The sequence below is a fragment of the Roseburia inulinivorans DSM 16841 genome (assembly GCF_000174195.1).
In the GTDB taxonomy this organism is placed as follows: domain Bacteria; phylum Bacillota; class Clostridia; order Lachnospirales; family Lachnospiraceae; genus Roseburia; species Roseburia inulinivorans.
This window is the reverse complement of record NZ_ACFY01000133.1, coordinates 1-5,889: the sequence shown is the minus strand read 5'-3', so window position 1 is coordinate 5,889 and position 5,889 is coordinate 1. Positions and strand designations below refer to the sequence as shown.

5 protein-coding genes and 1 pseudogene are annotated in these 5,889 nt (G+C 37.8%); 4 read left to right on the top strand and 2 right to left on the bottom strand.

Annotation, left to right across the window (positions count from 1 at the left end; translation table 11 throughout):
• Positions 1 to 5: 5 nt before the first annotated feature.
• Positions 6 to 554 carry a Uma2 family endonuclease gene (locus ROSEINA2194_RS13740; RefSeq protein ID WP_007888389.1) on the bottom strand — a complete coding sequence of 183 codons (549 nt, stop codon included), beginning with the start codon at positions 552 to 554 and terminating at the stop codon, positions 6 to 8.
• A 1,583-nt stretch (positions 555 to 2,137) separates the two neighbouring features.
• On the opposite strand from ROSEINA2194_RS13740, the gene ROSEINA2194_RS13735 reads away from it, so the two are divergent.
• On the top strand, positions 2,138 to 2,746 hold the full coding sequence (locus ROSEINA2194_RS13735; RefSeq protein WP_007888384.1) for a hypothetical protein: 609 nt from the start codon (positions 2,138 to 2,140) through the stop codon (positions 2,744 to 2,746).
• A 278-nt stretch (positions 2,747 to 3,024) separates the two neighbouring features.
• Here the strand turns inward: ROSEINA2194_RS13735 and ROSEINA2194_RS13730 are convergent, their stop codons facing one another.
• Positions 3,025 to 3,762, bottom strand: coding sequence for a transposase (locus ROSEINA2194_RS13730; protein ID WP_007888380.1), 738 nt, complete (start codon positions 3,760 to 3,762; stop codon positions 3,025 to 3,027).
• A 2-nt stretch (positions 3,763 to 3,764) separates the two neighbouring features.
• Here ROSEINA2194_RS13730 and ROSEINA2194_RS23605 point away from each other — a divergent pair.
• The 3 genes and pseudogenes from ROSEINA2194_RS23605 to ROSEINA2194_RS13720 form a co-directional block, all read left to right on the top strand.
• Positions 3,765 to 3,878, top strand: a pseudogene (locus ROSEINA2194_RS23605) (linear amide C-N hydrolase); the annotation flags it as partial.
• Between the two features lie 58 nt (positions 3,879 to 3,936).
• Entirely contained in the window at positions 3,937 to 4,617 is a 681-nt protein-coding gene (locus ROSEINA2194_RS13725) for a GTP pyrophosphokinase (RefSeq protein WP_005360232.1), read from the top strand.
• Positions 4,618 to 4,652: 35 nt separating this feature from the next.
• Positions 4,653 to 5,889: phospholipase D-like domain-containing protein (locus ROSEINA2194_RS13720; protein ID WP_007888376.1), on the top strand; the 1,237-nt coding region annotated here is incomplete at its 3' end.

Sequence of the window (5,889 nt, the reverse complement as noted above, 5' to 3'; positions counted from 1 at the left end):
TTTTTTTATTGTTTTAGTAACTCTGTAATATTGATAGTCAAATTGTCATAAATACATACCGCAATGTCATCGTCAAAACTGTATTGATCATTTAATTCTTCTTTTTCTAAATCATAGACATTCACTGTTCTCGTAAGAGGATTTACAATCCAGTATTCACGCACACCAGCAGAGCGATATTTGAATAATTTCACACCGTAATCCGTGCGTTTGGTACTTGGAGATGCAATTTCAATGATCCAGTCCGGTGCACCGACACATCCGCGGTCATCCAGCTTGGATTTGTCACAAATAACACTGATATCCGGTTCCACATAAGTTTTGTCATCCGCGTTTAGAAAAACGGCAAATGGGGCTGGAAAAACTTTGCAGGCACCGTTGTTTTTTTTGATATAATCAGTAATCTTATAGTGAAGTTCTGAAACGAGTTCCTGATGAAGCCGGTTTGGTGGTGCCATATCATAAACAACACCATCAATCAGTTCCGCTCTCTGCCCTTCCGGAAGAGAGAATATATAATCTGTTGTGAAAGAAGATTCTTTTGATAATGGCATAGTGTGTACCTCCTGAATTTATGACTATATTATAACATCTAATGTGTTTTATTGAAACAATAGAATGCACGCTCCGCGAACATTCTATTGTTTCAATAAAAAGAAAACCTTGAGATAACTATTCTCAAGGCTTTTTCAATAAATGTACCAATGCAGGAGATGGGACTTGAACATTACCCCAATAGCGCAAAGTCAGAAAATAAAGGATTTGAGGCGTCGACATTGTTAGGTCTCACCCTAAGTCTCACCATCTTTTTATAATCTGCATCAGAAAATGAAAATCTTTAATCAATAGTCTTAATATAATCAAGCCAGAAAGATATGTCAATATATTTGTAATTCTGCCGGAGAGATTTAAGTAATGCATTCAATATCCACGGAATGGCACACAACAAGTAAGGTTCTTGGTGTACAAGCATAAAATTTGCAAAGTAAAAAGATTACGAAGTGAGAGCGGGTATGTGTCCTGCTCTTATTTTTTGAAAGAGACGGAATCGAGAGAGATGACATTTTTAGAAAGAACTACTATGTAAACAACTACTAGTAAAAGAACTACTAGTAAACAAACTACTACGTGAACAACAACTACATGAACAACTACTACGTATATTTGAATTATCAATTGATAGAAGCGTTTTTTGAACACAAATATGCCCTTTTTGTAATCATGCCTGTAAAATCCACGATTTTAACCGATTTACAGGGGGAAAACAATAGACTAGGATTACAAACTACTACGTTATTAGATTATATAGTAAGTAATGTTTTCAATATTCTCGGAATTGCACACAAGGTTCCTTATGTCGTACGCGTTGACTGGACGCCAAGAAAATTGCATTCCAATGCTGTATTCTGGCACACTTTGGCGCCTGATAAATTAGAACCCCCGCACTCTGTTCCCATATCCCTTAAAACCCAGTATGTTCCCAAAGATCTGCGCCCACTATGTAGTTCTCGGTAATGCGGATCCTATAGCATTTGCATACTCATACTCTGAATCCGGGTGTTTTGATACCAGTCCATTGGCATACAGTTCAATCGATATCGTTTCAGTCGGTACACTTCTATCCGCATCCGATTTCCGAATCCCCATTCCCGACAGTACCCATTTACCTGATATCACAATATTGGTATGCGCACATTCCGGTATCGCTCATCCGATATCGCCTTGTTGGTATGCAATATATTCCGGTATCGCTTATCCGATATCAGCTAGTTGGTATGCAATATATCCCGGTGTCTCTTATTAGATACCGCCTTATTGGTATGCGGAATACCTCGGTGTCTCTTATTAGATATCGCCTTGTTGGTATACAGAATATCTCGGTAGCGTTTATCCGATACCACCTTACAGGTATGCAGTATATTTCGGCAACGTTTATCATGTATCACCTTACTGGTATGTAAATGCTTGTATCAACAAACGGCTTCCGATAGCTGCATACCATCTAGCTGATACGCACACCCGTTGCCAGAAGATACCGGCTAGGTGATATGCTTGTTGTGCATCCGGGAAGAGGGATATCAGGAAAGGGGTATCAATTGAAAGGGAGCAGAAGTGTGGGATACCGACTAGGTGATACGTGATATGGATATCGAAGAGGTGGGATGCAGACTGGGTATCATCTAGTTGGTATGGAAAGAACGGCGGATATGTCCAGTGGGCGAAAAAATATAATGTGAAACAGTTTGCGGAATCTATTCTGTTTTTACAGCAGCATGCTATTCACGATAAGAAAACGCTGGATGCATTGGTGGATGGGAGTTCTGCAAAATACCATGAACTTATGAAAACCATCAAAGATGCAGAGGAGAAGATGGCAGCAAATAAAGTGATAAAGACTCACATTATCAATTATGCCAAGACCAGGGAAACATACATTACTTACCGAAAATCAGGGTATAGTAAGAAATTTTTCGAGGCACATCGGGATGAAATCACTCTTCATAAGGCAGCCAAGGAAGCATTTTCAAAACTGCCGGATGGAAAGATCCCAAAGGTAAAAGATCTGAATGAAGAATTTGTAAGACTGCTTTCAGAGAAAAAGGCAGATTACAGCGAATACAAGAAAATAAAAAAAGAGATGCGGGATTATCAGATAGCGAAGCAAAATGTGGAATCCTTCTATGCTGCTCAGCAGAGCTGGGACATAGAGGAAGACATGAAAAAGAAACGGCAGCAGGAAAGATAAGCATGCGGGCAATCATCAAAAATATAAATTGGAGGTTGCCCTCTTTTTTATATTCCGGCAGAGCAGGAATGTATCAGCACTCACAAAGTGATGGCGCAGCTTGGCATCGAAGATGACATTCTAAGGGGATTGGGGATGTGCCTCCAACAAGCAAAACGCGCCCGTGTACGTACGGGGGCACTGCTTGCTAACTTGCGAAATAATAACAATATGGGGTACGTGTGGTAAAAAGACAGATTGCATATCTGCCTCATAATGGAGTATAATGGTAACGAGATTTATGCAATCCGATACATGAAATCCCTATTTCTCTTTGGACGGAGGTGGATAGGATATTTTCGATTGTACCTGACAGGTGTCAGATACTTTTGTATGAGAAGCATGGTCTCTGTTTCGTTACCATCGTGTTTGAGATATGCCCTGTATATGTTTACTGCGATGGCGAAATTAATTTTATAGACGTGTTTGGTATTTTTAGATGTTTTTACCACAGCGTGAGAAGTCACTAATTCACAGAAATTATACAGAATCATACGGGCATTGCTTTCCTGAAGGATTCCATCATACTTGCTGCTGTGCCAGTTGATCAGACCGATGGTGTATTTGAGTTCACGGAAGCTTGTTTCCTCGCTCCAGCGCATTCGGTAAAGTTTATTGGTTTCTTCCAGAGGAAATTTTTCTTCTGAAAGATTGGTGGCAATACAGATATAGGTTCCATTATCAAGGCGAATACGTACAATGCGGAATTCAATATCGTAATACATGCAGTTTTCATCAAGAAAATCAAAATCGGTAGAAGGCTGAAGTATGGTATAGGTTTTAGGATTCCACAGTGTTTCTTTCGTATGGCGTCTGGTAAGTGTTGTTCTTATATGAGTATCGAATTCGCTGTCAGGCAAATCATAAGCGGAAAGGATACCATTACTGTTGATTTCCTTCATGTGGATAACGAAATACATTCCCTTCCGGATCAGGTGTGCAAAGGTATTAAAACTTTCGTAACCACGGTCTGCCATAAGGATGGTATTATTACAATACTTATGAAAACCATCAGATCAGTGCAGTAGATATGCATGTAGAAAATCTGGATAGTGATAAAATGATTTGTTATCCAGTAATTCAAGGAGAATGAATCAACTATCAAAATAAATAATGTTTTGAAATCAGGGATGGGTAGAAAGGAAAGTTCCATGACAAAAGATGAAGTAAAAAAACTCAGGATGAACAGTCCGGAATCACTACAGTTTTTAAATAATGCTACAAAATTTTATAATTTAATGATGATGTATCGTTGTGCTATTCGGGAGATACAAACTAAACTTGAGGTTTTGGATGATGAATTTTCAGTTGAGAACAATCGAAATCCTATTTCTTTTATAAAAACAAGAATTAAGCAGCCCAATAGTATTTACGATAAACTGCAGAAGATGGGATATGAATTTACAACAGAAAATATACAGACATATCTCAATGATGTAGCAGGCGTTCGAATAGTTTGTGCGTTTATTGACGATATTTATATGATATCAGATTTGATTACCCAACAGGATGATATTAAAGTTATTGAAATAAAAGATTATATAAAAAATCCAAAATCGAATGGTTATCGAAGCTATCATATGATTGTTGAAATACCAGTATTTTTTGCTAAGGGTAAAACACCTATGCGTGTAGAATTACAGATTCGAACCAATGGTATGGATTTCTGGGCAACATTGGAACATCAACTTCGCTATAAAAAAGGAATTGAAGAAATGCCTGGCTATGATGAGATAAGTGAAGAATTACTTCATTCTGCAAGAGCTATCATTGAAGCAGATAATGAAATGCAGAGAATAAAAGACAAAATTGGTATGTTCCACGAAATTTAGGGAGAAAACTGAGCAAGTAGGAAGGTGGAGTATATATGAAACAAGATACTTTAGAGGGCAAAGCAAAAACAAAAAATGGGGTAAAACGGCTGTGTTTTTCCATAATCTGCATTCTTCTGGAAGTGATTTTTATTATTACTATCGTAACACGCTTGAATGAATATGCAGAAATCATAAATTTATTTACAAGGATTTTGAGTGGGATCTTGGTTTTGGGATTGTACGCATCAAATAAGACATCCTCTATGAAAATGCCTTGGGTCATCTTAATTCTAATTTTCCCAATTATGGGTGTAGGCCTGTATTTGTTGATTGGTTTGAATGGTGGCACACATAAAATGCGTGAGCGATATGCAGAAATTGATAGCAAATTGTTACCAATGCTTCCGGACAGTCAGGAGTGTTTGAGCAGAATAAAAGAAACAATTCCGAAAGCAGGAAATATAGCAAGTTACATACAAAGAAATTCGCAGTATCCAATCTATCAGAATACGGATATTGTGTATTTTGATGAAGCAGTGAAAGGATTAGAGGCACAGCTTAAGGATTTGGAGAAAGCACAGAAGTTTATCTTTATGGAATATCATGCGATAGAAGACGCTGAAGCATGGCATAAGATTCAAGATGTTCTGGAAGAGAGAGTAAAAGCCGGTGTGGAAGTCAGGGTATTCTACGATGATATGGGTTCTATAGGCTTTATTAACACAGATTTTGTGAAAAAGATGGAGGCAATAGGAATTCATTGCCGTGTATTCAATCCGTTTATGCCAGGTTTAAATCTGTTTTTGAACAATCGTGATCATAGAAAAATAACAGTTATTGATGGAAAAGTCGGATTTACAGGTGGATATAATCTAGCAAACGAATATTTTAATTACACACACCCGTATGGACAGTGGAAAGATACAGGTATTCGTTTAGAAGGAGATGCTGTTCAGTCGCTTACGGTGACATTTTTGGAAATGTGGAATGCAGTAAGTGATAAGGCTGCTAATGATTCTGATTTTAGTAAATACCTTTTCCACTATGATTATGCGGCACAGCAAACTGGGTTTGTTCAACCTTATGCAGACAGCCCTATGGATAATGAACAAGTAGGAGAAGAAGTTTATATCAGTATGATAAATAAAGCTGAAAAATATTGTTGGTTTATGACTCCATATCTAATCATAACAGATGAAATGACGCATGCGTTATGTCTGGCTGCTAAGCGAGGGGTAGACGTAAGAATTATCACACCTGGTATCCCTGATAAAAAATTTATTTATAATA

Coding starts and splice junctions, on each gene's coding strand:
- ROSEINA2194_RS13740 (WP_007888389.1), bottom strand. CDS start 554: ATGCCATTATCAAAAGAATCTTCTTTCACAACAGATTATATATTCTCT.
- ROSEINA2194_RS13730 (WP_007888380.1), bottom strand. CDS start 3,762: ATGGCAGACCGTGGTTACGAAAGTTTTAATACCTTTGCACACCTGATC.
- ROSEINA2194_RS13725 (WP_005360232.1), top strand. CDS start 3,937: ATGACAAAAGATGAAGTAAAAAAACTCAGGATGAACAGTCCGGAATCA.